The organism is Streptomyces sp. NBC_00075 (assembly GCF_045041225.1).
Classification (GTDB): domain Bacteria; phylum Actinomycetota; class Actinomycetes; order Streptomycetales; family Streptomycetaceae; genus Streptomyces; species Streptomyces adonidis.
The window spans coordinates 1,172,674-1,199,488 of record NZ_CP108243.1 but is presented as its reverse complement, the minus strand read 5'-3'; the positions used below and the strand labels follow the sequence as shown (position 1 = coordinate 1,199,488).

The following is a 26,815-nucleotide window of genomic DNA, read 5'->3' as shown; positions in this document are numbered from 1 at the left end:
CGAGTTGAGGCGGCTAACGGGCAGGGGAAGCACATGGCGGCGCGCATGGTGGAGGCTCCGCGGGACCGGGAGTCCGTTGCGGGGGCCAGGTCGGTGCGCGGGCGTGGCGCCTGGGTGCGGGCCCTGCTGTTCGTGACGACGGCGCTCGTCGCCGGGGCCGCGGGCGTGGCCGGCACCCTGCTCCACCAGCGGCTCACCGCTCGGGACACGTCCGCCGTCGACGCACAGGCCGCCGGGCTCGCCCAGGATCTGCGCGGCGACCTGAACTCGGGCTTCTACTCACCGGGGCACACCTACGGGGGCCAGTTCACCGAGGGCACGATCGTCGCCCAGACCGAGGCGCACGGCGGAGTGGTGCTCAGCGCAGGTACGGCGCAGGGCAGGTCCGGCGCCAAAGTCCATACGGCACAGGTGATGCTGGGACTGGTGCCGCCCGGCAAGGATACCGTCGCCGCGAACGCCTATCCCGTCCGCTGCTACCGCTACACGTTCGGCTTCGGCGCCCACAGCGTGGAGCGGTCGGCCATGACCTGTCCGGACACCAGGACCGACGGCAAGCCCGGCAGCCTCGTCGCGCAGCTGGGTGTGCTGCTCGACCGGCAGCCCACCGGGGCGTTCGCGTACCGGCGGTTGGCGACTGCCGGCTACGCCCACACCCCGCAGGGCGCCACGGACTTCCTGAAGGAGAGGAGGCTGGTTGCCACGGGGGACACCGTGAGCGAGGTCGCCGGACAGGTCCTCGGCGCCGACGTCTACGTCGTCGCCCTGCGCGTCAACGGCGTCTGCCACTACCTGCGGATGGACTCCTCGTCCAACGCGTCACGCCTGATACCCCTGTGGGCCGCCCCGGCGGACGAACAGGAGACATGTGCGGTGAAGCAGGCCGTGGCCGCCGCCACCCTGTACGGAACCGACCCGGCGAAGGCGGGCTGACCGGTACGCAGTACGCCTACACGTGCCGCATCCAGATGTTCGGCTCCTGGTACACGCCCTCGTCGGCGGTGCGGTCGACGCGGAGCAGGCTCAGGCCGTCCGGAATGACGTACTCGCCGGACGCGGGGAGGGCGAGGCCGGTCCACCGCTCCCACTCGGCGACCGTGCCGGTCATCGTCTGGGAGACCGGGGCCGCGGCCAGGAGTTCGGCGCCCAGCCGTTCGTGAGTGCGGATCCACGGGTCGAGGGCGGTGCCGTCGGGGCGGCGCCAGTGCATGAAGGTCTCGATCGGGGTCAGTGGGTAGCGTGCCTTGGTCGTCGGGCGGACCGGAGCGATCACTCGGGTCAGACCGGAGTCCAGGGCGGTGCGACGCAGTGCCGTCAGTGTCTCGCCCGCCAGGCCGCGCCCCTTGAGCGCGGGGGTGACGACCGCGCCGCAGATCACCAGGGTGTCCGGCGGCACGCCTTGCTCGTGGCCCTCGACCGCCCGCACCAGGGAGTCCGTGTACCCGGACGGCAGCCCCTCGACCGACCCGTCCCAGCGGACCGGCACACCCCAGCCTGCCGCCACCGGCACCTCGCCTTCGTCCACCAGCGTGAGGTTCCAGGCGGCGAACCACTCCCGGACCCGGCCTATGTACTCCGGCACCAGCCGGTCGGCCGTGATGAACTCCGGGAAGCTCTCGCTGAACAGTTCCTTCAGCTGCTCAACCGGCCACGTACGCGCGTCGGTTCGCTCGGTTCTCAAGGTCATGGGGTTGTCTTAGCACGTACGTCCTGATGGTGGCGGCCCATGGGAATGACCATCGGTGTGTCGCTGACCGGGTCCAGCGTGATGCGGCAGTTCAGGTCGAACACGTCCTCCACCGTCTCCGCCGTGATGACCTCCGCCGGCGGTCCCTCCGCCACGATCCGCCCGGACTTCATGGCGACGACGTGATCGGCGTACCGGCAGGCCTGGTTGAGGTCGTGCAGGACCATCACCACCGTGCGGTTCTCGCGCCGGTTGAGGTCCGTGATGAGGTCCAACACATCGATCTGGTGGGCCAGGTCGAGATACGTCGTCGGTTCGTCGAGCAGGAGTACGGGCGTGCCCTGGGCGACCGCCATCGCGATCCACGCCCGCTGCCGCTGACCCCCGGACAGCTCGTCCACCGGACGATCCGCGAGGTCGGTCATGTTGGTCGCGGCGAGCGCCTCGTGCACGGCCTGCTCGTCCGCCTTCGACCACTGCCGCCACCAGGTCTGGTGCGGCGAACGGCCCCGGTTGACCAGGTCGATGACCGTCAACCCCTCGGGCGCCACCGGGCTTTGGGGCAGGATGCCCAGGCGCTGCGCCAACTCCCTTGTGGGGATGGAGTGCAGGGCACGGCCGTCCAGGTGGACCGCGCCCTCGCGCGGTGCGAGCAGCCGCGCCAGGGCCCGCAACAGCGTTGACTTTCCACACGCGTTGGCGCCGACTATCGCCGTGATCCGGCCGGGCGGCACCGCCAGATCCAGGCCGTCCACGACCACCCGGTTGTCGTACGACAGCCGCAGGCCCGTCGCTCTCAGGTCCGGGTCGGCGACCGGCTCCCGGGTGGTGGTGGGCAGAGGGTCCGCCGGGAGCATGGCGTCCTCGGTGGTGGTCGTGGCCTCGGCCGTGGACAGGGCGTCAGCCGGCATCGTGGGGTCCGTCGACATGGGGGATCAGCCTCCTGAACCCGCGCGGTTGGCGCGGACGAGCAGCCAGAGCAGGACGGGCGCGCCGAGCACGCCGGTGACGATTCCGACCGGCAGTTCCGTGCCGGAGATCAGCGTACGGGCGATCAGATCGCTGCCCAGCACCATCAGCGCCCCGGTCAGACCGGACGCGACCGTGGGCGGCCAGGCGGTGCGTGCGAGGCGCTGGGCGATCTGCGGGGCGGCCAGCGCCACGAAGGCGACCGGACCGGCGGAGGCCGTCGCGAAGGCGATCAGGCCGACGCCGGAGAGCAGGATGGCCAGGCGTACGGGCTGGACGCGGGTCCCGAGACCGGTCGCCACGTCGTCGCCCAGCTGGAGCGTACGCAGCAGCCTGCCCAGCAGCAGCGCCGTAGGGAGGAGGACCGCCAGGGCGATCGCGAGCGGCCCGACGTCCGACCACGTACGGCCGTTGAGGTTGCCGACCAGCCAGCCCAGCGCGGCCTGCGCCTGGAACCGGCCGCCCTTGGCGACCAGGTAGTCGGTGGCGCTCGTACAGATCCAGGCGACGCCGATGCCGACCAGGATGATCCGGTAGCCGGTGGTCCCACGTCGCCAGGCCAGCGCGTACACGAGGAGCGCCGTGGTCAGGGCGCCGAGCAGCCCGAGCGTCTGGGTGCCGAGGCCGCCGTCCCAGCCCAGGACGATGCCGGCGACCACGAACATGCCCGCGCCCTGGGTGAGGCCGATCATGTCGGGGCTGGCCAGCGGATTGCGGGTCATGGTCTGGAACAGCCCGCCGGACACCCCGAACGCGATCCCGGCCAGCAGCCCCACCAGGGCGCGCGGCAGCCGCAGTTCCTGGACGACGAGCACGGTACCGGGGTCGCCGGAGCCGACCAGGGCGCGTACGACGTCCCCGAAGGCGATCGGGTAGTCGCCGATCGTCAGACTCCAGCAGAAGAGCAGGAACGTGCCCACGGCGAGCAGTGCGCCGACCGTCACCAGGCGGGGGCGGAGGATCCCGGAGACCGGGGGGACCGTCAGGCGATAGGTGCGCTGGACGCGGCCGGAAGGGCGAGCGGGCTCCAACGTGGCTTTGGGGTTCGTCATGTTCACACCTCCGCCAGTTTCCGCCGCCGCACCAGGGCGATGAAGAACGGCCCCCCGATGAAGGCGACGATCACCCCGGCCTGGACCTCGACGGGCCGGGCGATCAGGCGCCCGATGATGTCCGCGGCGAGCAGCAGACTCGGCGCGAGTACGGCGGACATCGGCAGCAGCCAGCGCTGGTCGGGGCCGATCCCCGCCATCTGGGCCAGCACCCGGGCGACATGCGGCACGACGAGCCCGATGAAGACGACCGGGCCGATGACCGCGACCGCCGCCCCGGTCAGCAGAGTGACCGCCGTGACGCCCTGGAGCCGCACCAGGCCGAGGCGCCGGCCGAGCGAGGCCGCGACGTCGTCGCCCAGGGCCATGCTGTTGAGGGCGGGCGCGGAGGCGAAGGCCAGCAGTGCGCCCACGGCGAGGAAGGGCAGGATCCGCAGGACGGTGTCGCCGTCCTGGTCGGCCATCGAACCCGCCGACCAGAAGCGGTAGCGGTTGAGCGCGTCGGCGTCGGTGAGGACGATCGCGCTGGTCAGGGAGGAGAGGAGGGAGGTCACCGCGATGCCGGAGAGCGCCAGTTTGACCGGGGTGAGCCCGGAGCGCCCGAGCCTGCCCAGGAAGTACACGAGGACGCTGGCCGCCATCGCACCCGCGAACGCGAACCACACGTACCCGTAGAACGACCCGAATCCGAACACGCCGACAGCCAGCACGATCGCGAACGAGGCACCGGCGCTGACTCCGAGGATCCCCGGGTCCGCGAGCGGATTGCGGGTCAGCGCCTGCATCAGCGCGCCCGACAGACCGAGCGCCGCCCCGGCCGCCAGCCCGAGGGTCGTACGAGGCACCCGTGCCGACCAGATGACGTTGTCGACGAACCGGCTGGGCGCGTCACCGAACAGCGCTCGCACCACCTGATCGGGCGGAATACTGGCCGCGCCGAGGGCGAGTGACAGAAGACACAGTCCGAGCAGGACGGCGCCCAGCACCGCCACAAGAAGAACGGGGCGAACCCTTCTGCCCCGCGTCACCGTGCGGTCTCCAACGGGTAACTCCCTTAGGTTAGGCAGACCTTAATAGTAGTGGTGGGAATGGGGTCTGCCAGGACTGGGGTCTTTTGGTTAGGTAATGCTTACCTTAGTATGGCCCGCGGTCCTCCGGCTGAGCCGGTCCGTACACCCTGGAGGCACGGTCGCCTGTGTCCGGTTTCGAAGTACGTGTGCTCGGTATCGACGACGACGCGGAAGGCGCGCTCTCGGCCTTCTGGCGACGGCTGCTCGAACCGCTCCCGCAGGAGACCGCTCTCCCGGTCGACTTTCCGTACCCATTGCGCCCCTCCGGTGAACGACACACGCTGCGTCGCCCGTTGGCCGCGCCGGTCGCACCCACCGAATCGATTCTGCTGGCCGTGTACGCCGCCCTGCTGCACCGCTACAGCGGCGCCCACGACATCACCTTCGGGTACGAGGGTCTGCCGCTGCGGATCGCTGTCGACGGCGGCGCCTCCTTCACGGACCTCGTGCGGCGGGTGACCGACGCGCGCGAGGAGGCCCTGGCCCACCGGGTCGAACACGCCACGCTGGCGGACTGGTTGCGGCCGGAGCCCACCCGGGGCGGCGGACTGCTGTTCAACGCGGCGTTCGGTGACGTGCCGACCGGCGAGGAGCTGCTCGACCTCGCTCTCGCCGTCCACGCCGGTGAACTGCGGGTGACCTACCGCGAGGACCTCTTCGAGGCCGCGACCGCCGAGCGCATGGCCGGCCACTACACGACCCTGCTCGCCGACGCCCTCGCCCACCCGCACACCCCCGTCGGCGAGTTGGCGCTGCTCGACGCCGAGGAGCACGGCCGCGTCCTGCGCGACTGGAACGACACCGACCACGACATCCCCCTGCGCACCTGGCCCGAGATGTTCGCCGACCAGGTGCGGGAGCGCCCGGACGAGATCGCGCTGGTCTTCGAGGACACCTCGCTCACCTACGCCGAACTGGACGAGCGGGCGGGCCGGTTGGCCGCCGCCCTGATCGCCCGGGGAGCCGGACCCGAGCGCGTGGTCGCCCTCGCGGTGCCCCGCTCGGCGGAGCTGATCGTCGCCGAGGTCGCGGTGCTGAAGTCCGGCGCCGCCTACCTCCCGGTCGACACCGACTACCCGGCCGACCGCATCTCGTACATGCTCGCCGACGCCCACCCCGTCTGCCTGGTCACGACCGCCGAGGTCGCCGTGGACATCCCGGCGAACGACGGCACGGAGATCCTGGTCCTCGACGCGCCGGACACCGTACGGGAGTTGGCGGGGCAGCAGCCGACGGGCGCCGATCCTAGCGCGCTGACGATCGCCAACGCCGCGTACGTCATCTACACCTCCGGCTCCACCGGCCGCCCCAAGGGCGTCGTCCTCACCCACGCGGGCGTCGCCAAGCTGGTCGCCACGCAGAGCGAGCGGTTCGGGATCGGCCCGCACAGCCGGGTGCTCCAGTTCGCCTCGCCCAGCTTCGACGTGGCCTTCTGGGACCTGTGCCTCGGCCTGCTGTCCGGCGGCCGGCTCGTCGTCGTGCCGTCCGAACGCCGGGTGCCCGGCCCGGCGTTGGCCGACTACGCCCACGCCCACGGCATCACGTTCATGATCCTTCCGCCCGCCCTGCTGGCGGCGATGCCCGAGGACGTCGAACTCCCGCCCGCCACCCTGCTCGCGGGCACCGAGCGCGTCTCGCCCGAGCTGGTCGGGCGGTACGCGCGGGGCAGGATGATGTTCAACGCGTACGGCCCCACCGAGGCCACCACCAACTCGACCCTCGGCCTGTGCGACCCCGACATCCCGGCCGGCTCGATCGTCCCCATCGGCATCCCGGACCCGGGCACGCGCGCGTACGTCCTCGACGCCCGTCTGAAGCCCGTCCCGGCCGGTGTCCCGGGCGAGTTGTACCTCGGCGGCGCCGGGCTCGCCCGTGGCTACCTCGGGCGGCCCGACCTGACCGCCGAGCGGTTCGTCGCCGACCCGTTCGGCGCACCCGGCGAACGCCTTTACCGCACAGGCGACTTGGTCCGCCGGCAGGCCGACGGCCGGCTGGTGTTCCTCGGCCGCGCCGACTCGCAGGTCAAGATCCGCGGCTTCCGAATCGAGCCCGGCGAGATCGAGTCCGTGCTCCGCGCCCACCCTGCGGTCGACCAGGCAGCGGTCGTCGTACGCGAGGACCGCCCCGGCGACCGCCGCCTCGCCGCGTACGTCGTGCCCGCGCTGGACGCCGACACGGCCCACCACGACACCGCCGACCAGGTCCAGGAGTGGAAGGACCTGCACGAACTGCTCTACTCCGCCGCCGGATCGGAGGGCGGCACGGAAGGTCCGGCAGGGCTGCGCGAGAACTTCGCGGGCTGGAACAGCATGTACGACGGGCTGCCCATCCCCGTCGAGGAGATGCGCGAGTGGCGTGCGGCGACCGTCGCCCGCATCACGGAACTCGCACCCCGCCGCGTACTGGAGATCGGCGTCGGCAGCGGTCTGATCCTCGCCCGTATCGCTCCCGACTGCGACGAGTACTGGGGCACCGACCTCTCCGAGGAGGCCGTACGCGCCCTGCGCACCCAGGTCGAGGCGGTCCCCGAACTCGCCGACCGCGTACGGCTGTCGGCCCAGCCCGCGCACGATGTGAGCGGACTTCCGGCCGCTCACTTCGACACCGTCGTCATCAACTCCGTCGCCCAGTACTTCCCGAGCGCCGACTATCTGACCGATGTCGTCCGGGCGATCGGCACGCTCCTCGCGCCCGGCGGCCGGCTGTTCATCGGCGACGTCCGCAACGCCCGCCTCCTGCGCTGCCTGCGCGCGGCCGTCGAGAGCCGCCGAACAGGCGACGCGGACGACAAGCAGGCCCTGCGGGCCGCCGTCGAGCGGTCGGTCGCCTGGGAGGGCGAACTCCTCCTGGACCCCGACTACTTCGCGGCCCTCGACGGCTTCGACGCCGAGATCCACGTCAAGCGCGGCGCCCACCACAACGAACTGACCCGGTACCGCTACGACGTCGTCCTCAGCAAGCAGACGGCGGCTGTGGCACCGGTCGCCGGTACGGAGATCGTCTGGAGCGGTCCCGAGGCCCTCGAAGCCCTCCTGGCCGACGGGCCCGGACTGCTCCGGGTCACCGGTGTGCCCAATGCCCGCCTCGCCGAGGACCTGGCCGCCCTGTCCGCCCTGGACGACAGCAGCCGTACGGCGGACGCCCCGGACCCCGAGGTCTTCCACGCTCTCGGTGCCCGCTCCGGCCACCGGACCGCCGTCACCTGGAACGGCACCGCCGACGACGGCAGCCTCGACGTCGTGTTCGCCCTCGGGGACACCCCGCTCACCGGCCTCTACCGCCCGTCCGGCACCGCCCCGCACGCCAACCGCCCGGCACCCTTCCGGGACATCAACGCCCTGATGCGGACGCTGCGTTCGTACGCCGCCGACCAACTCCCCGAGTACATGGTCCCGGCGGCCGTCGTCCCCCTCGACCGTCTCCCGGTCACCCCGAGCGGCAAGCTCGACGCCGCCGCACTCCCGACCCCCGACTACGGCGCCCTCAGTGCGGGCCGCCCGCCCCGCGACGCCCGCGAGGAACTCCTCTGCGCGGCCTGCGCCGACGTCCTCGGGCTGCGCTCGGTCACCATCGACGACGACTTCTTCGCCCTCGGCGGCGACAGCATCACCGCCATCCAACTCCTCGTCCACGCCCGCCGCGCGGGCCTGCGCCTCAGCTCACGGGACGTCTTCAAACACCGCACGGTCGCCGCACTCGCGGCAGCGGCCGGGGAAGTGGCTGAGGAGTCCGCCGAGCCGGGCGCCCCGCTGGTCGTTCTCACCGCGACCGAACTCGCCGAGATCCAGGGCGAGTTCCCGGTCACCGTCGAGGAGGCGCTGCCGCTGAGCCCCCTCCAGGAGGGCTTCTGCTTCCACTCCCTCGTCGACGGCGCAGACCTGGACGCGTACGTCGTCCAGCAGGCCCTCGAACTGACCGGCCCGGTCGACGGCGAAGCCCTGCGCAAGGCCGCCCAGCGCATCCTGGACCGGCACGCCCCGTTGCGCGCCTGCTTCCGTCGCCGCCCGGACGGGCAGCCCGTGCAGATCATCGCCGGGGACCTCGAACTCCCTTGGCGGGAAGTCGACCTGACCGTCCACGACGGGCCCGCCCGCGTCCCGCTGGCCGACGCGGTCGCCGCCGCCGAACGCACCCGCCGTTTCGACCTCGCGAACCCGCCGCTCATGCGCTGCGCGCTGATCCGCCTCGACGAGCACCGCAGCCGACTACTTCTGACGTTCCATCACATCGTCGCCGATGGTTGGTCGTTGCCCGTCCTGCATCGCGAACTGATGGCCTCCTACGGGGAGATCCCGGCCGCGCTGCCGCAGCCCGCGCCGTACAGCGCCTACCTGCGCCGCCTGGCCGGCGCCGACCGTGAGGCCGCACGTACCGCCTGGCGGACGGCTCTCGCCGGGGTCGAGGAGCCGACGCGGCTCGTCGAGACCCCGGCCGACGGTACGCCCGTCGAGCCCGCGCAGGTCCGCCTCGAACTGTCCGAGCAGGTCACCGCCCGACTGGCCGCGCGGGCCCGGGAGAACGGCGTGACCCTCGGCACGGTCGTCCAGGGCGCCTGGGGCCTGCTCATCGGCCGGCTCACGGCACGCCAGGACGTGGTGTTCGGTACCACCGTCTCGGGGCGTGACGCCGAGGTCGAGGGCATCGAGTCGATGATCGGCCTGTTCATCAACACCCTCCCGACGCGCTTCCGTTGGGAGCCCTCCGACACCCTTGCCGGTCTCCTGGCTCGCCTCCAGGACGAGCAGTCCCAGCTGCTGGACCACCAGCACCTCGGCCTCGCCGAACTCCAGCGCGTCGCGGGCCTCGCGGGCGCCGGTGAACTCTTCGACACCCTCGTCGTCTTCGAGAACTACCCGGCCGCGACCGACCTCGCCGACCCGAGCGGCACGCTCCGCCTGACTGGCCACGAGTTCCATGACGCCGTCCACTATCCGCTCGCCCTGATCGTCAAGCCCGGCCGACGCCTCGACCTGCGGCTCAAGCACCACGCCCAGCGACTCGACGCCGACGCGGTACGCCGGATCGCGGACCGGCTCTCCCGCATCCTGCACGCCCTGGCAGCCGACCCGGCACAGTCCGCCGCCGACGTGGACCTGCTGTCGGCCGACGAACTCCTCGCCGCGCACCCGGCGGGCGAGCAGCGTGACATCCCGGCCACGACCCTCGCCGCGGCCTTCGAGGCTCAGGTGGCCCGCACTCCGCAAGCGACCGCGGTCGTGTACGACGGCGAGGCGCTCACTTACTCCGAACTCGACTCCAGAGCAGGGAAGTTGGCGCGTCGACTGACCGCCCGGGGCGCACACCCCGGCACGGTCGTCGCCGTCGCCGTCCCGCGCTCGGCCGAGCTGATGGTCGCGCTGCTCGGCGTCCTGAAGTCGGGTGCCGCCTACCTGCCGGTCGACGTGGACTACCCGGCCGACCGGGTGGCGCACATGCTCGCCGACTCCGGCGCGGAAACGGTGGTCACCACCTCGGCGACGGCACCCCAACTGCCCCCGGGGCAGGCCCTCCTGCTGCTCGACACCCCGGCCGAGGAGATCGGCCCCGAGCCGCTCCCCGCCCACCCCGACGACCCGGCCTACCTGATCTACACCTCCGGCTCCACCGGCCGCCCCAAGGGTGTCGTCGTCACTCACCGGGCCATCGTCAACCGGCTGTCCTGGATGCAGGGCGCCTACGAACTGACCGCTGCCGACCGGGTGTTGCAGAAGACCCCGGCCAGCTTCGACGTCAGCGTCTGGGAGTTCTTCTGGGCGCTGTGCGAGGGCGCCGCCGTGGTCCTCGCCCGCCCGGACGGACACCGCGACCCCGCCTATCTCGCCGGGCTGATCCGCGAACAGGGCATCACCACGATGCACTTCGTGCCGTCGATGCTGGAGGCCTTCCTCCAGTCCGACGAGATCACGACCGACCCGAGCTGGGCCGTGTCCCTGCGCAACGTCTTCAGCAGTGGCGAGGCGCTGCCCGGCGCTGCCGCCGCCCGCTGGCGCGAGCTGACCGGCGTACCGCTGCACAACCTGTACGGCCCCACCGAGGCCGCCGTCGATGTCACCTACCACCCGTACGACGGCACGCCCGGAACCACCGTGCCCATCGGACGTCCGGTGTGGAACACGGGCCTGCGTGTCCTCGACTCCTGCCTGCGCCCGGCGCCCGAAGGGGTCCCCGGCGAGCTGTACTTGACGGGTGTTCAGCTGGCGCGTGGCTATCACGCCCGGCCGGAGCTGACCGCCGAGCGCTTCGTCGCCGACCCGTACGGGGAGCCCGGCGAGCGCATGTACCGCACTGGTGACCTCGTGCGCCGCCGCGCCGACGGGGTGATCGAGTACCTCGGCCGCACCGACCGTCAGGTGAAGATCAGGGGCAACCGGATCGAACTCGGCGAGATCGAGGCCGCGTTGACCCGTCAGCCGACGGTCGCGCAGTCCGCCGTCACCGTGAACGGCGGCCAACTGGTCGCGTACGTCGTGCCGGCCCGCGACGCCGAAGTCCCGTCGCCCGCCGAACTCCAGGCCGCGCTCGGCGAGGAACTGCCCGCCGCCGTCATCCCGGCCGCCTACGTCGTCCTCGACGCCCTTCCGCTCACCCCGAGCGGCAAGCTCGACCGGGCCGCGCTGCCCGCCCCGCAGGCGGTACGGGCGGAGACACGAGCCCCGCGCAACGAGCGTGAGCACGCCCTCACCGGGATCTTCGCGGCCGTACTGAAGCTCGACGAGGTCGGGATCGACGACGACTTCTTCATGCTCGGCGGCGACAGCATCACCTCCATCGGCGTCTCCAGCCGCGCCCGCCGGGCCGGCCTGGACCTGAATCCGCGTGACGTCTTCGAGCACCGCACCCCGGCCGCCCTCGCCGCAGCGGCGACACTCGTGGCCGAAGTGGCCGCCCTGCGCTCCTCGTTCGCCCTCACGGCCGAGGAGACCGAGCGCGTCCACCGGCTCAGCCCCGACCCCGTCGAGGACATCTGGCCGCTGGCCCCCCTCCAGGAAGGCCTGTTCTTCCACTCCACGTACGACGACAGCGCCCTGGACGTCTACACCGTCCACGAGTCCTTCGACCTCGCCGAACCCCTCGACACCGACCGACTCCGTGCCGCCGTACGGGTCTTGCTGACCCGCAACCCCAGCCTGCGCGCCGGGTTCACCAGCGAGGGCCTGCGCCAGCCGGTGCAGTTCATCGTGCGCGACCCCGAGATCCCGCTCGAAGAGGTCGACCTGTCCGGGCTCCCGACGGACGAACAGGACATCCGGCTGCGGGAGTTGACCGAAGCCGAGCGCTCCCGCCGTTTCGACCTCACCCGGCCGCTGCTCTTCCGGATGCTCCTCGTCCGCCTCGGCGCGGACCGGGGCGACCGGCTGGTCGTCGGGCGTCATCTGCTCCTCTGGGACGGCTGGTCCGCCTGGATCTTCCTCGACCAGCTCTTCGCCCTGTACGAGAACGGCGGCGACGCGAGCACCCTGCCCGCGCCCGGCAACTACCGTGACTATCTGACCTGGTTGGAGGTCCAGGACACGGCCGTCGCCACCGGCGCTTGGCGCCGCGCCCTCGCCGGACTCGACGAGCCCACCCTGCTCGCCGCCGCCGACCAGGGCCTCGAACCGGACATCCCGGCCAGCCTCGACACCCTCGTCCCGGACGAGGTGGGCGAGCGGCTGCGCGCCCTCGGACGGGCACACGGGCTGACCCTCAACACCGTGCTCAACGCGGCCTGGGGGCTCACCCTGGCGAGCGCGACCGGCCGTACCGACGTCGTCTTCGGCACGACCGTCGCCGGCCGGCCGAGCGAGGTGCCGGACATCGAGAACGTCATCGGCATGTTCCTCAACACCGTCCCCGCCCGCATCGCCTACGACCCGGCCGAGCCGGTGCTCGGGCTGCTGCGCCGCGTCCAGGACGAGCGCCTCGCCGTCATGCCGTACGAGTACCTCGGCCTGGGTGTGCTGCAAGCCGAGACCGGGCATCGGCGGCTCTTCGACACCCTGTTCGTGCTGCGCAACAACGACACCGAGGAGCGGCTCGCCGAGCTGAGCGACCGGCACGGCGCCACCGCCGTCGCCAACGTCGACGCGACCCACTACCCGGTCAACCTCGTCGTGACCCCGGGCCGCTCCATCCAGGTCACCCTGACCCACCGGGCCGACGTCATCGCCCGCCCCCAGGCCCAGGACCTGCTCGACCGCTTCACCCTCCTCCTGGACCGGCTCACGCACGATCTCGACGCCCCCGTGGGCGGCCTCGACCCGCTACTCCCCGCCGAACACACCGAGTTGGAGCAGGAGCGGGCCGCCGGACGCGTCCCCGACCCCACGGAGACGATCGCCGACCTGCTGGCCGCCCAGGCCGCCGCCACCCCCGACTCGACGGCCGTCGTCTTCGGCGACCGCACCCTCACCTACGCCGAACTCGACACCCGCATCAACCAGATGGCCCGGCTGCTCATCGCGCGGGGCGCCGCCCCCGAGCGGGTCGTCGCCCTCGGGCTGCCCCGCTCCCTGGACATGGTCGTCGCCCTGTTCGCCGTACTGCGCACGGGCGCCGCCTATCTGCCGCTGGAGCTGGACTACCCGGACGACCGGCTCGCCGCGATGCTCGACGACGCCCGCCCGACGATGCTCCTGTCCACGGCCGCCGTGTCCGCGCGGCTCATCGGCGAGACACCTCGCGTCCTGCTCGACGACCCGGCGATCGCCACTGAACTGGGCGCGCTGCCCGGCGACTTGGTCTCCGTCGCCTTCAGCCTGGAACACCCGGCGTACGTCATCTACACGTCCGGTTCCACCGGCCGCCCCAAGGGTGTCGTCACGCCGTACCGGGGCCTCACCAACATGCAGCTCAACCACCAGAAGGAGATCTTCGAACCGGCGATCGCGTCGGCGGGCGGACGGCGGCTGCGCATCGCGCACACCGTGTCCTTCGCCTTCGACATGTCGTGGGAGGAGCTGCTGTGGCTGGTCGAGGGACATGAAGTCCACATCTGCGACGAGGAGTTGAGGCGCGACGCCGAAGCCCTGGTCGCCTACTGCGAACGCCATCGCGTCGACGTCGTCAACGTGACCCCGACCTACGCCCATCTCCTCATCGAGGAAGGCCTGTTGGAGGGACACTGCCCGCCGCTGGTCCTCCTCGGCGGCGAGGCCGTGTCGGAGACGGTGTGGAACCGGCTCCGGGACACCGAGGGCACGTACGGCTACAACCTCTACGGGCCGACCGAGTACACGATCAACACGCTGGGTGGTGGCACCCTCGACAGTGCCACCCCGACCGTCGGTCGTCCGATCCGTGGCACCCGCGCCCACATCCTGGACGCCTGGCTGCGCCCGGTGCCGGAAGGTGTGCCGGGGGAGCTGTACATCGCCGGGATCGGTCTGGCACGCGGCTACCTCAACCGGCCGTCCCTCAGCGCCGAACGGTTCGTCGCCGACCCGTTCGGTGAACCCGGCGAGCGCATGTACCGCACCGGTGACCTGGTGCGCCGCAACCCCGACGGCAACCTCGACTTCCTCGGCCGCACCGACGACCAGGTCAAGATCCGTGGCTACCGCGTCGAGCTGGGCGAGATCGAGACCGTCCTCGCCCAGCACGAGCGGGTCGCCCACGCCGCCGTGATCGTCCGCGACGAGCGCCTCGTCGGCTACGTCGTCCCCGCCCAACTCGCGGGCTCCGACCGGGATTCCGCCGAGCGCGACCAGGTCGGCGAGTGGCAGGAGATCTACTCCGACGAGTACGAGGAGATCAGCACCGCCGTCTTCACCGAGGAGTACGCGGGCTGGGATTCGTCGTACGACGGTCAGCCCATCCCCTTCGACCACATGCGGGAGTGGCGCGAGGCCACCGTGGAGCGCATCCGCTCCCTGGCGCCGCGCAGGATTCTTGAGATCGGCGTCGGCTCGGGCCTGCTCCTGTCCAAGCTCGCCCCGGAGGCCGAGGCCTACTGGGCCACCGACTTCGCCGCCCCCGTCATCCGCAAGATCGGCCAGGAGCTGCTCCAGGACCCGGAGTTGGCCTCCAGGGTCACGCTCCGCGCCCAGCCCGCCGACGACCTCACCGGCCTGCCCGGCGACGGCTACTTCGACACCGTCGTCATCAACTCCGTCATCCAGTACTTCCCCAGCATCGACTACCTGACCTCGGTGATCCAGGGCGCGATGGGGCTGCTGGCTCCCGGCGGCGCGCTGTTCGTCGGCGACGTCCGCAACCTGCGGCTCGCCCGCACCTTCCAGACCGAGATCCAGGAGGCGAAGGGCGTCAGCGGCGATGCGCTGGGCCGGGCCGTCGAACGCGGCCTGCGCCTGGAGAAGGAACTCCTCGTCGACCCCGACTACTTCACCACCCTCGGCTACGGCGTCGACCTCCGCACCAAGCAGGCCCGCCACCACAACGAACTCACCCGCTACCGCTACGACGCCGTCCTGTACGCCGACGAGCCGGGCCTGCGGTTGGCCGATGTGCCGACCCTCCCCTTCGACGCCGACCGATTCGGCGCCGAAGGTGGTGACTTGGCGGAGCTGCTGGCCGAGGTGCCCCTGCGCCTCACCGGCATCCCCGACGCCCGTATCGGCACCGCCGGGGGAGTCGACTCGGAGGCGCTGCGCGACCTCGCGGCCGAACTCGGTCACCGCGTCCTGACCACCTGGTCCGCCCAACCTGGCACGTACGACGCCGTGTTCGTCCCCGGCGAGGTGCCTTCACTCACCGCCGGGCTCTATCTCCCCGGCGGCGGGGCGGCCCCGTACGCCAACTCCCCGACGGCCGCCCGCGACGCCAACAGCCTGATCCGGCAGCTCCGCGAGGACCTCAAGCAGCGGCTGCCCGAGTACATGGTCCCGGCCGCGTTCGTCACCCTCGACCGGCTGCCCATGAACGACAACGGCAAGCTGGACGTCCGTGCCCTGCCCGACGCCGAACCTGCCGTCGCCCTCGGCACCGGCCGAGGCCCGCGCACCCCGCAGGAAGAGGTGCTCTGCCGGCTCTTCGCCGAGGTGCTCGGCCTGCCCGAAGTCGGCGCCGAGGACGGCTTCTTCGACCTTGGCGGCCACTCTCTCCTCGCCACCCGTCTGATCAGCCGCGCCCGCACCGAACTGGGCGCCGAGCTGGCCATCCGGGACCTGTTCGAGGCACCCACGCCCGAGCAGCTCGCGGCCCGCGCCGACAGCTCACGCCCGGCCCGACCGGCCGTCGCTCCCGCCACCCGGCCCGAGCGCATCCCCCTCTCGGCCGCGCAGCGCCGCCTGTGGCTGGTCGAACGGATCACCGGCAGCGGCGTCGCCTACAACTTCCCGCTCGTCTTCCGACTCCGTGGAGACCTGGACCTCGACGCGCTCCGGGCGGCCGTACGGGATGTCGCGGGACGCCATGAAGCGCTCAGGACGATGTTCCCCGAGCAGGACGGCGAGCCGTACCAGCTCATCGTCGCGGCAGCCGAGGCCGACCCCGAGTTCACCGTGACGGACTGCGGGGCGGGGGAGTTGGCCGACCGGATCGAGTCTGCGCAGCGCCGCCCCTTCGATCTCACGAGTGAACTCCCGCTGCGGTGCGAGGTGTTGAGGGTCGGCCCGGCCGACCATGTCGTGGCCGTCGTCCTCCACCACATCACGACTGACGAGTGGTCCGACCGCCCCTTCCTGGCCGATCTGACGACCGCCTACCGGACCCGGCGCGCGGGCCGCGCCCCCGAGTGGGCGCCGCTGCCGGTCCAGTACGCCGACTACACCCTCTGGCAGGAGTCGTTGCTCGGGCAGGTCGGCGAGGCCCAACTCGCCCACTGGACTGAGACTTTGCGGGACCTCCCGGCGGAGCTGCACCTGCCCCTCGACCGGCCCCGGCCCGCCGAGCCCACCGGGCGCGGCGGCAAGGTCAGGCTGGAACTGCCCGCCGACACCGGCCTCGCCCTGCGCGATCTGTCCGGTACCACCGGCACCAGCATGTTCATGCTGTTCCAGGCCGCCACGGCCGCGCTGCTGCACCGCCTCGGCGCCGGGGACGACATCCCCCTCGGCGCCCCGATCGCGGGCCGCACGGACGACGCGCTCGACGACCTCGTCGGTTTCTTCGTCAACACGCTCGTGCTGCGGACGGACGTGTCGGGCGACGAGCTGACGTTCCGTCAACTGGCGGCAAGGGTGCGGGAATCCTCCCTGGCCGCGTTCGAGCACCAAGATCTGCCCTTCGACCAAGTCGTGGAGGCCGTCAACCCGGCCCGTGTGCCCGGCCGCAACCCGCTCTTCCAGGTCATGCTCGGCTACCACTACCGGCCTGACGGCGACCCCGATGTGCTCGGCATGCCGACCGACTGGTTCGACATGGACACCGGCATGGCCAAGTTCGACCTCCACTTCACCTTCGTGGACGACTCGGACCGCCTGGCCCTCCTCCTGGAGTACGCGACCGACCTCTGCGACGAGGCGACGGCCACCCGCACTGCCGGGCGCCTGGTACGGCTGCTGGAGCAGGTGGCCGGTGAACCCGACGTCCTGGTACAGGACTTGGAGGTACTGGAGGAGTCCGAACGGCAGGTTGTCCTGAGTGACTGGAACGGCGCCGACCGCCAGGTGGCGGCCACCAGCCTGCCCGCACTGTTCCGGGCGCAGGTGGCCCGTACACCGGACGCACTGGCCCTGGTCTTCGGCGAAGAGCGGCTGACATACGCCGAGTTGGACGAACGCGTCGAGCGTACGGCGGGCGTGCTGGCCGGCATGGGAGTGGGCCCGGAGCGGACGGTCGCCGTCGCGCTGCCCCGCTCGGTGGACCTGGTGGTGGCGCTGCTGGCCGTCCATCGTGCGGGCGGGGCGTATCTTCCGCTGGACGCCGACTACCCGGAGGAGCGGCTGGCGTTCATGCTGGCGGACGCCCGCCCGGTGACGGTGATCCGGGATGCGCTGCCGGAGGGGCCGGTGGGCGCTGAACTTCCGGACAGTTACGATCCGTTGAGTCCGGCGTACGTCATCTACACCTCTGGTTCGACCGGGCGTCCCAAGGGTGTCGTGGTGCCGCACGAGGGCATCGTCAACCGTCTGTTGTGGATGCAGGACGAGTACGGGCTGACCGGCGACGACCGTGTGCTCCAGAAGACGCCGTCCAGCTTCGACGTGTCGGTGTGGGAGTTCTTCTGGCCGCTGATCACCGGCGCCGCGCTGGTGGTGGCCAGGCCGGAGGGGCACAAGGACCCCGCCTATCTGGCCGAGGTGATCCAGGAGCAGGGCATCACGACCGTGCACTTCGTGCCGTCGATGCTCCAGCTGTTCCTGGAGGAGCCCTCGGCGGCGGGCTGCCTGGGGCTGCGGCGGGTGATGTGCAGTGGGGAGGCGCTGCCGGACGAGCTGGCCCAGCGCTTCCGTGCGGTACTCCCCGCCGAGCTGCACAACCTGTACGGGCCGACGGAGGCGTCGGTGGACGTCACCGCCGGTCAGGTGACGGAGGCGACCGATCGGGTGTCGATCGGTCGTCCGGTGTGGAACACGCGTACGTATGTTCTGGATGGTGCGTTGCGGCCGGTTCCGCCGGGGGTGGCGGGGGAGCTGTATCTGGCCGGTGTGCAGTTGGCGCGTGGCTATCTCGGTCGGCCGGGACTGACTGCGGAGCGGTTCACAGCGGATCCCTTTGGTGAACTCGGTTCACGCATGTATCGGACCGGCGACCTGGCACGCTGGACAACTGAGGGAACACTTGAATACCTGGGCCGGACCGATGACCAGGTCAAGATTCGTGGGTTCCGTATCGAGCTGGGTGAGATCGAGTCCGTTCTCGCTCGTCACGAGTCCGTCGGGCATGTGAGTGTCGTCGCCCGCGATCAGCGGCTCGTCGCGTACGTCGTCCCGGCCGCCGCCGCTGCCATCGACGGCTCTGCACTCCGTCGACACGCGGCCGCCGCGCTCCCCGAGCACATGGTCCCCGCCGCCTTCGTCGTCCTGGACGCGCTGCCCCTCACTCCCAACGGCAAGCTCGACCGCAAGGCCCTCCCCGCTCCCGACTTCTCGGCGGCGGCCGGAGCGGGCGAGGGCCTGCCGCGCACCCCGCACGAAGAAATCCTCTGCGGCCTGTTCGCGGACGTACTGAACGTCGAACGAGTCGGCGTGGACGACGACTTCTTCGCCTTCGGCGGTCACTCGCTCCTCGCGATGCGACTGGTCAGCCGTGTCCGCACGGCGCTGGGCACCGACCTCACCGTCCGTACCGTCTTCGAGGCCCCCACCCCCGCCCGCCTGGCCGAGCGTCTCGGCGAGGGCACCGACACGGCCCTGCCCACGCTCGCACCCCTCGCCCACGACAGGGACGGGGACGAGCCCCTGCCCCTGTCCTTCGCCCAGCAGCGGCTGTGGCTGCTGCACCGCATCGACGGCCCCGGAGCCACGTACAACATCCCGGCGGCCTGGCGGCTGACCGGCGCCCTGCAACTCGACGCCCTGACCACCGCCGTCCGGGATCTCGCGGTGCGCCACGAGAGCCTTCGCACGGTGTTCCCCGACCACGACGGCCGCGCCCACCAACTCGTCCTGGGTCCGGACGAGTTCGAGATCCCGGTGCACCACGAGCGGGTCACCGAGGCCGAACTCGCCGAGCGGCTGGACGGCGCCGCCGCGCGTGGCTTCGAGCTGGACCGTGAACTGCCGCTGCGGGCCCATGTGTTCGAGACTGCTCCGCAGGAATACATCCTGCTCCTCGTCCTGCACCACATCGCAGGCGACGAATGGTCGGACCGTCCCCTGTGGCGCGACCTCGCCACGGCCTACCGCGCCCGATGCGAAGGCCGTGCGCCGGAGTGGGCGCCGCTGCCCGTGCAGTACGCCGACTACACCCTGTGGCACCACCGGCTCCTCGGCGAGGACTCCGACCCCGCCAGCCTGCACGTCCGCCAACTCGCCTACTGGGAACAGGCCTTGGCCGGGCTTCCCGAAGAGCTGGTCCTCCCGGCCGACCGCCCGCGTCTGCCGGAGGGCAGCCAGCGTGGTGGTGCCGTCGGGCTGACCCTCGACGGTGAGCTGGAACGCGCCCTGCGTGGCCTCGCGAACCGGCACGGCGCCAGCATGTTCATGGTCGCCCAGGCGGCCGTGGCCGTGCTGCTGCACCGGCTCGGTGCCGGGGACGACATCCCGCTCGGCACCCCCATCTCGGGCCGTGGCGACGAGAAGCTGGAGGACCTGATCGGGTTCTTCGTCAACTCCCTCGTCCTGCGTACCGACTTGTCGGGCGCCCCGACCTTCGCCGAACTGCTCGACCGGGTGCGCGACACCGACCTCGCCGCCTACGAGCACCAGGATCTGCCGTTCGAACGCCTGGTGGAGGCCCTCAACCCGACCCGCTCACTGGCCAGGCACCCCTTGTTCCAGGTCATGGTCGTCTACCTCGGCGACCCCGGCGGCAGCCCCGACTTCCCGGGGCTGGCGGCGAGCCGTGAGCCGCTCCGGCAGCAGAGCGCCAAGTTCGATCTGAGCTTCGACTTCATCGAGCAGGGCGACGGGTCCGGCATCCAGGGGTGGATCGAGTACAGCGCCGACCTGTTCGACCACGGCACGGTCGAGCGGCTCGCGGGGCGGCTGATGCGGCTCCTGAAGCAGGTGGCGGCCGAACCCGACGTGCGGGTACGGGACTTGGAGGTGCTGGAGGAGACCGAACGGCAGCTCGTTCTGGGCGACTGGAACGGCACCACCCGCGAGGTCCCGGCCACCAGCCTGCCCGAGCTGTTCCGGGCCCAGGTGGCCCGTACGCCGGACGCGACCGCCGTCGTCTTCGGCGAACAGCGCCTGACATACGCCGAGTTGGACTCCCGGGTCGAGCACACCGCACGCGTCCTGACCGGCCTGGGCGCCGCTCCCGAACAGACCGTCGCCGTCGCACTGCCCCGCTCCACCGAACTGATCGTCGCCCTGCTCGCGGTCCACCGGACCGGGGCCGCCTATCTGCCGCTGGACGCCGACTACCCGGAGGAGCGGCTGGCGTTCATGCTGGCGGACGCCCGCCCGGTGACCGTCATCCGGGACGCGCTCCCGGATGGACCGGCGGGCCCTGAACTCCCGTTCTCGTACGACCCGTTGAGCCCGGCGTACGTCATCTATACCTCCGGTTCGACCGGGCGTCCCAAGGGTGTTGTGGTGCCGCACGAGGGCATCGTCAACCGTCTGCTGTGGATGCAGGACGAGTACGGGCTGGGCGCGGACGACCGTGTGCTCCAGAAGACGCCGTCCAGCTTCGACGTGTCGGTGTGGGAGTTCTTCTGGCCCCTCATCACCGGCGCGACCCTCGTCGTCGCCAAGCCCGAGGGGCACAAGGACCCCGTCTACCTGGCCGAGCTGATCCGGCAACAGGCCGTCACCACCGTGCACTTCGTGCCCTCGATGCTGCGCGCCTTCCTCGACGAGCCCACCGCCGCGAACTGCACGGGTCTGCGTCGCGTCCTGTGCAGCGGCGAGGCACTGCCTCTCGAACTCGCGGAGCGGTTCCACGCCGTGCTGCCGGCCGAGTTGCACAACCTGTACGGGCCGACGGAGGCGTCGGTCGACGTCACGGCGGGTCAGGTCTCCGAGGGCTCCGGCCGGGTGTCGATCGGTCGTCCGGTGTGGAACACGCGTGCATATGTTCTGGATGGGGCGTTGCGGCCGGTTCCGCCGGGTGTGGCGGGGGAGCTGTACCTGGCTGGTGTCCAGCTGGCCCGTGGTTACCTCGGTCGGCCGGGGCTGACGGCGGAGCGGTTCACAGCCGATCCCTTTGGTGAACTCGGTTCACGCATGTACCGCACGGGTGACCTGGCACGGTGGACAACTGAGGGAACGCTCGAATACCTGGGCCGGACCGACGACCAGGTCAAGGTCCGCGGCTTCCGTATCGAGCTGGGTGAGATCGAGTCCGTTCTCGCCCGCCACGAGACCGTCGGGCACGTGAGTGTCGTCGCCCGCGATCAGCGACTCGTCGCCTACGTCGTACCGGCCACCCCCGAACGCACGCCCGATTCTGCCGCCCTCCGCGCCCACGCGGCCGCCGCGCTCCCCGAGCACATGGTCCCCGCTGCCTTCGTCGTCCTGGACGCGCTGCCCCTCACCCCCAGCGGCAAGCTCGACCGCCGTGCCCTCCCCGCCCCCGACTTCGCCACCGAGACCACCGACACGCTCCCGCGCACCCCGCGCGAGGAGATCCTCTGCCGACTGTTCGCGGACGTACTGAACCTCGAACGAGTCGGCGTGGACGACGACTTCTTCACCCTCGGCGGCGACAGCATCGTCGCCATGCAGCTGGTCGCACGCGTGCGTGCGGCTGGGCTGGCGGTCAGCCCGCGTGACGTCTTCCGCCACAAGACGGCCGCCGGGCTGGCCGCCGCGGCCCGCGACCTGAACGGTGACAACGGGCCCGGCGACACACCCGCCACCGACGCCTCGCTCACCGCGCTCCTCGCCCTCACCGACGAGGAGCGCACCGAGGTCGCCGGCTTCGGCGCCGCCGAGATCCTGCCGCTGACGCCGCTCCAGGCAGGGCTGCTGTTCCACGCCTCCTTCGACTCCGGGGACGAGGGACCCGACGTCTACACCGTGCAGGTGGCGTACGACATCGACGGGCCGCTGGACGCCGTACGGCTGCGCGACGCCGGTCAGGCGCTGCTCGACCGGCACGGGAACCTGCGCGCCGGCTTCCGGTACCTAACGTCGGGGCGCCCCGTGGCCGTCGTACCGCGTACCGCCGCACTTCCCTGGCGACAGTTCGACCTCTCGGAACTCGACGCGGACACCCGCGACGAGCGGTGGACCAAGGCGCTCGACCAGGAGCGACGGCGCTTCGACCCGGCCCAACCGCCGCTGCTGCGGCTGATGTTGGTGAAGCTCGGGGACGCCCGGCACCGGCTCGTGCTGTCGCACCAGCACCTGCTGCTCGACGGCTGGTCGGTACCCCGGCTGGCGGCCGAACTGTCCGCCCTGTACGCGGAAGCTGAAACCGCATCCGCCTCCGCACTCCCAACTCCCGTCCCGTACAAGGAGTATCTGGCCTGGCTCGGTCAGCAGGACGCCGATGCCTCCGCCGCCGCCTGGGCCGAGGCCCTCGACGGGCTCGAGGAGCCCACGCATCTCGTCCCCGCCGACCCCAACCGGGCGCCGGTCGTGCCCGAAACGCTCACCACCTTCCTGACGCCCGAGCTGACCGACTCGCTGACCGCACTGGCCCGTTCGCGCGGGCTGACCGTCAACTCCCTTGTACAGGGCGCCTGGAGCGTCGTACTCGGTCGGCTCACCGGGCGTACCGATGTGGTGTTCGGTGCGACCGTGTCCGGACGGCCGCCGGAGCTGGCCGGTGTCGAAGCGATGATCGGGCTGTTCATCAACACCGTGCCGGTGCGGGTCCGTATCGACGAGCGCGAGTCGCTCGCCGCGTTCCTCGACCGGCTCCAGGACGAGCAGTCACGGCTCCTCGACCACCAGCACCTCGGGCTCGCCGACATCCAACGGCGGGCAGGACTAGGCGAGTTGTTCGACACGCTCGTCGTCTTCGAGTCCTACCCGGACGGCGGCGAGATCGGCGGAGAGGGCAGCGGCGGACTGCGGATGGAGGTGCGCGACCACCAGGACTCGACGCACTATCCGTTCGCCTGGGCCGTCGAACCGGCCGAACGGCTGCGCCTGACCGCCGAGTTCAGGACCGACCTCTTCGACCGGACGGCGGCCGAACGCATCACCGCCGCCATGGTCCGCCTCTTCGAGGCGATGACCACCGACGTCGAACAGCCCCTGGGCCGTGTCGACATCCTCACCCCCGAGGAACGCCACACCGTCCTGGAGACCTGGAACGACACCCGCCTGCCGGACACCGACGGGCCGACCACCGTGCCCGCGCTCTTCGAGACACAGGCCGCTGCGGCTCCCGATGCCGTGGCCGTCGTCGCAGGGCCCGTCGCCTGGACCTTCGCCGAGCTGAACGAGCGCGCCAACCGACTCGCCCGGCTGCTCGCCGAACACGGCGCCGGACCCGAGCGGATCGTCGCCCTGTCGCTGCCGCGCACGGCGGACTTCCTGCTCGCGATCCTCGCCGTACTCAAGTCGGGCGCCGCCTATCTGCCCATCGACGCGGACCTGCCCACCGAGCGCGTACTCGCGATGCTCGACGACGCCGAGCCCCAGCTCGTCCTCACCACCGAGGCGCTCACCGCCGGCCTGCCCGACAGCGACGTACCGCGCCTGCTGCTCGACACCGACGACACCGCCGTACGACTGGCCGCGCAGCCCGCCGACAACCCGGCCGCCGGTCCCGATCCGGAGCACCCGGCGTACGTCATCTACACCTCGGGTTCCACCGGGCGGCCCAAGGGAGTCGTGGTCTGCCACCGGAGCGTGGCGAACCTCTTCCACAGTCACCGGCGCGCCCTGCACGATCTTGCCAAGGCGAACACCGGGCGGCGGCATCTGCGGGTCGGGCACTTCTGGTCGTTCTCGTTCGACGCGTCCTGGCAGCCGCAACTGTGGCTGCTCGACGGGCACGCGCTGCACATCCTCGACGACGAGACCCGCCGCGACCCCGAGCTGACCGCCGCCGCCATCCGGGCGGAGGGCATCGACTTCATCGAGGTCACGCCGTCGTTCCTGGCCCAGATGGCCGACAGTGGGCTGATCAAGGACGGGGAGTGCCCGCTCGCGGTGGTGGGTGTGGGAGGCGAGGCCGTGCCGGACGCGCTGTGGAGCGAACTGGCCGCGCTGCCGAACACCGAGGCCTTCAACCTGTACGGGCCCACCGAGGCGACCGTCGACGCGCTCGCCGCACGGGTGCGGGAGAGCGAGCGGCCGGTCGTCGGGCGGCCCGTGGGGAACGCGCGTGCGTATGTGCTCGATGCCGGGCTGCGGCCCGTGCCGCCGGGTGTCACCGGTGAGCTGTATCTCGCGGGGGAGGGGCTGGCCCGTGGATACCTCGGTCGCCCGGAACTCACGGCCGAACGGTTCACAGCCGATCCCTTTGGTGAACTCGGTTCACGCATGTACCGCACGGGTGACCTGGCACGCTGGACAACCGAGGGAACGCTCGAATACCTCGGCCGCGCCGACGACCAGGTGAAGATCCGCGGTTTCCGTATCGAACTCGCCGAGATCGAGGCTGTCCTCGACCGGCAGCCGACGGTCGGCCAGGTCGTGGTCGTCGCCCGCGAGGACCGCCCGAGGATCAAGCAACTGGCCGCGTACGTCGTCCCGGCCGAGGGCGCCACCGCCCCGGACCCCTCCGACCTGCGCGCCCAGGTCGCGGCAGCCCTGCCCGACTACATGGTCCCGGCCGCCGTGGTCGTCCTCGACGAGCTGCCGCTGCTCTCCAACGGCAAGCTCGACCGCCGGGCGCTCCCCGCCCCGCAGTTCACCGGCGCCGCCGGTGGCCGGGCGCCCGCGAACGACCTCGAACGCACCCTCTGCGCCCGGTTCGCCGAAGTCCTCGGCCTGCCCGAGATCGGCGCCGACGACGACTTCTTCACCCTCGGCGGAGACAGCATCGTCGCCATGCAACTGGTCAGCCGGGCCCGCGCGGCCGGGCTGCGGATCACCCCGCGCCAGGTCTTCCAGCACCGTACGGTCGCCGCCCTGGCCACCGTCGCCACGGAACTGGACGCCGACTCCGCCCGGCCCGCGCACGACGACGGCTCCGGCACCGTGCCGCTGACGCCGATCATGCACGCCCTGCGCGAACTCGGCGGACCGATCGCGGGCTACCACCAGGCCGCGTTCGTCCAGACCCCGGCCGGACTCGACGGGGCCGCGCTGCACGCCGTACTCCAGGCCGTCACCGACCGGCACGACCTGCTGCGGGCCCGGCTGGAGCGGATCGGGCGCTGGTCGTTGCACGTACCGCCGACGGGAAGTCTCACCCCGGAGTCCTGGCTGGTCCGGGCGGACATCGCCGGTGCCGATGAGGTCGCGCTGCGGGAGGTCGTCGCCGAGCAGGCACGAGCCGCGCAGACGCGGCTCGACCCGGACGGCGGGCGGATGATCCAGGGCGTGTGGTTCGACGCGGGCCCGGACAGCCCCGGCCGACTGCTCCTGCTCATCCACCACCTGGTCGTGGACGGCGTGTCCTGGCGCGTGCTGCTGCCCGATCTCGCCGCCGCATGGAGCGAGGTGAAGGAGGGCCGGACGCCCGCCCTGGCACCGGTCGACCTGTCCTTCCGCAGGTGGTCGGAGCTGCTCGCCCAGCGAGCCGTCGAGCCGGCGACCGAGGACGAACTCCCCTTGTGGCACCGGGTGTTGGCGGACGCCGACCCCCTTCCGCTGCTGCGGCCCCTCGACCCGGAACGCGATGTCACCGAGGCCTCGCGCCACTTGTCCCTCACCCTTCCGGCCGACCGTACGCAGCCGCTGCTCAGCCGCGTACCCGCAGCCTTCGGGGCGAGCGTCAACGACGTCCTGCTGACCGCGCTCGCCCTCGCCGTGGCCGACTGGCGGGGGTCCGCGTCCGGCGGGTCCGTCCTCGTCGACCTCGAAGGACACGGCCGCGAGGACGAGTTGGCCGGGGACGCCGATCTGTCCCGTACGGTCGGCTGGTTCACCACGGTCGTGCCGGTACGGCTGGACACCGGGACCGTGGACCTCGGCGACGCGCTCGCCGGCGGCCCCGCGCTCGATACGGCCCTCGCCCGCGTACGGGAGCACGTGACCGCCCCGCCGATGTCCGGCATCGGACACGGACTGCTCCGGTACCTCAACCCCGAGACAGGCCCGGAACTGGCCCAACTCGCGCGCCCGCAGATCGAGTTCAACTACATGGGCCGCTTCGGCGTCCCCGAGGCCACCGACTGGTCGTACGCCCCCGAGGCCGACGCGTCCGACCTGGAAGCCGATCCCGGCATGCCCCTGTCCCACGCCCTGACCGTCAACGCCCTGACCGAGGACCTCCCGGGCGGCCCCGAACTCTCCGCCCACTGGACCTACGCCCCCGGCGTCCTGCCCGAAGAGGCGGTACGGGATCTCGCCGAACGCTGGTTCCGGGCGCTCGGGGCGCTGGTGGACCGGGCGGAGACCCTCGCCGACTCCCGCCGAACCAACTGACCGACCGACCAACGGACCACCCACCGAACCCCCTGCACCCGCAGTAGC

General features: G+C 71.6%; 6 protein-coding genes. 2 read left to right on the top strand and 4 right to left on the bottom strand.

Annotation, left to right across the window (positions count from 1 at the left end; all coding sequences use genetic code 11):
• Nucleotides 1-33 precede the first annotated feature (33 nt).
• A complete protein-coding gene (locus OG787_RS05265; protein ID WP_369030904.1) occupies nucleotides 34-933 on the top strand; it encodes a hypothetical protein in 900 nt (299 codons plus the stop codon).
• A 16-nt stretch (nucleotides 934-949) separates the two neighbouring features.
• Here OG787_RS05265 and OG787_RS05260 read toward each other — a convergent pair whose 3' ends face one another.
• From OG787_RS05260 to OG787_RS05245, 4 genes are all read right to left on the bottom strand, one after another.
• A complete protein-coding gene (locus OG787_RS05260; RefSeq protein WP_369030903.1) occupies nucleotides 950-1,687 on the bottom strand; it encodes a hypothetical protein in 738 nt (245 codons plus the stop codon).
• Nucleotides 1,684-2,544, bottom strand: a complete 861-nt coding sequence (locus OG787_RS05255; protein ID WP_369031037.1) for an ABC transporter ATP-binding protein — start codon at nucleotides 2,542-2,544, stop codon at nucleotides 1,684-1,686. The genes OG787_RS05260 and OG787_RS05255 overlap by 4 nt, the downstream gene beginning before the upstream one ends.
• A 78-nt stretch (nucleotides 2,545-2,622) precedes the next feature.
• Nucleotides 2,623-3,708, bottom strand: coding sequence for a FecCD family ABC transporter permease (locus tag OG787_RS05250; protein ID WP_369030902.1), 1,086 nt, complete (start codon nucleotides 3,706-3,708; stop codon nucleotides 2,623-2,625).
• A gap of 2 nt (nucleotides 3,709-3,710) precedes the next feature.
• The gene (locus OG787_RS05245; RefSeq protein WP_369030901.1) at nucleotides 3,711-4,736 is read right to left on the bottom strand and encodes a FecCD family ABC transporter permease; all 1,026 of its coding nucleotides are present in this window, start codon (nucleotides 4,734-4,736) and stop codon (nucleotides 3,711-3,713) included.
• Nucleotides 4,737-4,903: 167 nt separating this feature from the next.
• Here OG787_RS05245 and OG787_RS05240 point away from each other — a divergent pair, with 167 nt between their 5' ends.
• Entirely contained in the window at nucleotides 4,904-26,767 is a 21,864-nt protein-coding gene (locus OG787_RS05240; RefSeq protein WP_405534420.1) for a non-ribosomal peptide synthase/polyketide synthase, read from the top strand.
• The last annotated feature ends 48 nt before the right edge of the window (nucleotides 26,768-26,815 follow it).